Genomic DNA, 1,843 nt, shown 5'->3' with positions numbered 1-1,843 from the left:
GGTGCCCGCCCAGCGCGCCCGCGGGGGTGCCCGCGGGGGTGCCCGTCACCGCGGGGACGGCCGGGTGCGCTGGCGCGGGCCGCGGCTGCTGGCGCGCGGCTGCACGGCGGCGGCGCTGGTGTGCAGCGCCGCCGCCGTGCTGCTGCTGGGCGCGCAGGCCCGGCCGGCGGCGATCGCGGTCGCCGCCGCCGGGCTGGTGCTGGCCGTGGGCGGTGCGGTCGGCGACCGGGAGCTGCGCGGGCGCGTGCTCGGCCGCGGGCTCAGACGTGGAAGCGGCCCACGAGGTCGTTGAGCCGGGCGGCCATCCGGTGCAGGTCCTCGGCGGCGGCGCGCGAGCCGGCGACGACGTCGGCCGTCTCCTGCGCCGAGCCGGTGATGTCGCGGATGCCCCCGGCGATCGCCTCGGAGCCGGCGGCGGCCTCGCCGACGCTGCGGGTCATCTCCGCGGTCGTGGCGGACTGCTCCTCGACGGCCGAGGCGATCGTCGTCTGGTGGTTGCTGATCTCGCCGATGACGTCGGCGATGCTCTCGATCGCGGAGACGGCCTCGGCGGTGTCGGCCTGGATGGAGCCGACGCGGGCGGCGATGTCCTCGGTGGCGCGGGCCGTCTGCGCGGACAGCTCCTTGACCTCCCCGGCGACGACGGCGAAGCCCTTGCCGGCCTCCCCGGCGCGGGCGGCCTCGATGGTGGCGTTGAGGGCCAGCAGGTTGGTCTGCTCGGCGATGGCGGTGATGGCCTTGACCACGTCGCCGATCTGGGTGCTGCTGACGCCGAGGCGGGCCACGGTCTCACCGGCGCGGCCGGCGATGTCGGTGGCGCGGGAGGCCACGGCGGTCGCCTCGGAGGCCCCGGAGGCGATGTCGCGGATGGCGGCCTGCATCTCGGAGGCGCCCATGGCGACGGTCGACACGCTGGCCGAGACGGTCGCGGCGGTGTCGGCGGTCCCGGCGGCCACCTGGGCGGTCTGGCCGGCGGCGGCGCCGATGCGCTCGCTGGAGGAGGTCAGCTGGGTCGAGGCCGCGGACAGCGAGGAGGCGGAGGAGGCGATCTCCTCCACGGTGGCGCGCACGCTGGCGCGGGCGCGCTCCAGCGAGGCGGCCATCTGGCCGAGCTCGTCGGCGGAGTCCACCGGCGCGGGCACGGTGAGGTCCCCGGCGGCCACGGCCTCCAGCGAGCCGGAGACGGAGCGCAGCGGCCCGACGATGGAGCGCACGACCTTCAGGCCCAGCAGCGTCGCCAGGACGAGCCCGGTGAGCAGCGCGGCCAGGGTGCCGTTGCGGGCGGTCGTGGCGGCGGAGCGGGTGGCGGCGGCGGTCTGCTCGGCGCCGGTGTTCTCGGCCTCCTCGACGAGGTCGAGGGCGTCGGCGGCGGTGCTCACCAGCGGCTGCGCGACGTCGGCGGAGGCCGCCGCCCAGCCGGCCGCGTCACCGGCGCTGGAGAGGGGGATCAGCCGGCTGTCGCGGACCTGGCGCCACTGCTCCCACGCCTGCGTGAAGGTCTCCCAGTCCGCGGCGCCGTCGACGGTGGTGGTCTCGTACACCGCGGCCCACTCGTCGAGCTCGGCGTCGCTGTCGACGATCTTCTGCTCCAGCTCCGCCTTGCCCTCGGCGTCGGGGGCGGCGGCGTGCTGGGCGACCAGCATCCGGGTCTTGATCTCCTCCTGGTGCACGCGGCCGAGCGCCTGCAGCCCGAGGACGGTGTCGGTGTAGAGCACGTCGGTGCGCTCGGAGGCCTGCGAGAGGGCGACCAGCGAGGCGGTGCTGACGCCCACGCTCACGACGGCCAGGGCGCCGAGCGCGCTGAGCACCTTGGTGCGCACGCTGCGGTCGGCGAACGGGCGGG

1 protein-coding gene and 1 pseudogene are annotated in these 1,843 nt (G+C 77.0%); one reads left to right on the top strand and one right to left on the bottom strand.

Annotated elements, in window-relative coordinates; genetic code table 11:
* A pseudogene (locus GTQ99_RS22780) lies at positions 1-292 on the top strand (hypothetical protein); the annotation flags it as partial.
* Here the strand turns inward: GTQ99_RS22780 and GTQ99_RS26450 are convergent.
* Positions 261-1,843 (bottom strand): methyl-accepting chemotaxis protein (locus tag GTQ99_RS26450; RefSeq protein ID WP_166617948.1); only part of this gene is annotated, 1,583 nt, incomplete at its 5' end. The pseudogene GTQ99_RS22780 and the gene GTQ99_RS26450 sit on opposite strands and share 32 nt — an antisense overlap.

The organism is Kineococcus vitellinus, assembly GCF_009906315.1.
GTDB lineage: Bacteria > Actinomycetota > Actinomycetes > Actinomycetales > Kineococcaceae > Kineococcus > Kineococcus vitellinus.
The sequence above is the reverse complement of the archived record's forward strand: the minus strand, read 5'-3'. Positions and strand labels throughout refer to the sequence as shown.